Genomic DNA, 1284 nt, shown 5'->3' on the forward strand with positions numbered 1-1284 from the left:
AACCTCTTTACGCACTTATTGGTGATTTATATTCCAATAATCATGATTATGGGGCCAGTCATTTCCGGGTTCCCGATTTCAGAGGCTTTCTGCCAATGGGCGCGGGATATGCGAAAGACCTCGACATCAATGCCGTTCACGGCGTACCGCTCGGCGAAAGGGGGGTCATTCTCCTGCCGTCCGAAATGCCTTTGCACACCCACTCGATCGTGGCTGTCAAGGAAGAGGCGATAACTGATGAGCCGACGGGAAACGGCTTTGCCGAACCGTCCCCTCCTTACCGGGCCTATTTCCCGGTCCGACAGGGAGGAACCGCGGTATCTCTCAATTCCGGCGCCTTGGCTCGGATGAAGGCCGGGCAACCACACAGCAACATCATGCCCGTTCTCAAGCTTCAGTACTTTATTTGCATGGAAGGAATATTTCCACAGCAGAAAGTGGGCGACAGACCCACGATCTCGGCTTTGGAACCGCCATACGGCCCGTCACCGGGTGCCAATAATGGGCAGCATTCCGTCAAAATCGTCGGATACGGCTTCGACGAAAACAGCACCGTTTCTTTCGGGAAAAATCTCGCCACGTCTCGAAGCTCGACTCCAACCGGGCTCGATGTCACCATCCCCGCAGGGAACGGCATCGTTTACGTCATGGTCACCGAAAGCGGCTATACGAGCCCGACGACCAATGCGGCACGCTTCACCTACACGCCCTCCATCTTCGACATGGAGCCGAAGTTCGGCTCCTCGCAAGGCGGGACGCCGGTCAAGATCGTTGGGATTGGATTCACGTTCGTCACGCAGGTTTCCGGGGTCTATTTCGGTAATTATTTCGTGCCGCAGCGTGAAATCACCGTTGTGGACGACCACACGATCACCCTCCTCGCGCCTCCGGGTCTCGGGGCCGTCGACGTTCAAGTGGTTCTGGGGAATGGCTGGGTCAGCGAAAAATTTTCGAAATTCGCCTATATCCCGTCGATCACCAGCATCACACCCGCCTTCGGCTCGCCGACAGGCGGCACGGAGGTCAACATCCTTGGCCATAATTTCACAAAAAGCACTCAAGTGAGCTTTTCGGGAACCCCGGTAAATGACGTTAAATTCCTGTCGAATACCATGCTGAAAGTGAAGGCACCGGGCGGAGCCGGGGAGGTTCTGGTCACGGCGACCACCGCGGATGGCACGAGCGAGGAAAACGCGACCTTTTTCTATCGCCCCATTCTGGACAAGGTGACGCCGGCCTTCGGCGCGGGCGGCAGCGGCGGAACGGTCGAAATCGTCGGGCGAA

General features: G+C 56.9%; 1 protein-coding gene. It reads left to right on the forward strand.

Annotation, left to right across the window (positions count from 1 at the left end; genetic code table 11):
• On the forward strand, window positions 1–1284 hold a 1284-nt coding region (locus I71_RS37845), incomplete at both ends, for an IPT/TIG domain-containing protein (protein WP_199902277.1).

The organism is Azospirillum sp. B506 (assembly GCF_000333595.1).
Classification (GTDB): domain Bacteria; phylum Pseudomonadota; class Alphaproteobacteria; order Azospirillales; family Azospirillaceae; genus Azospirillum.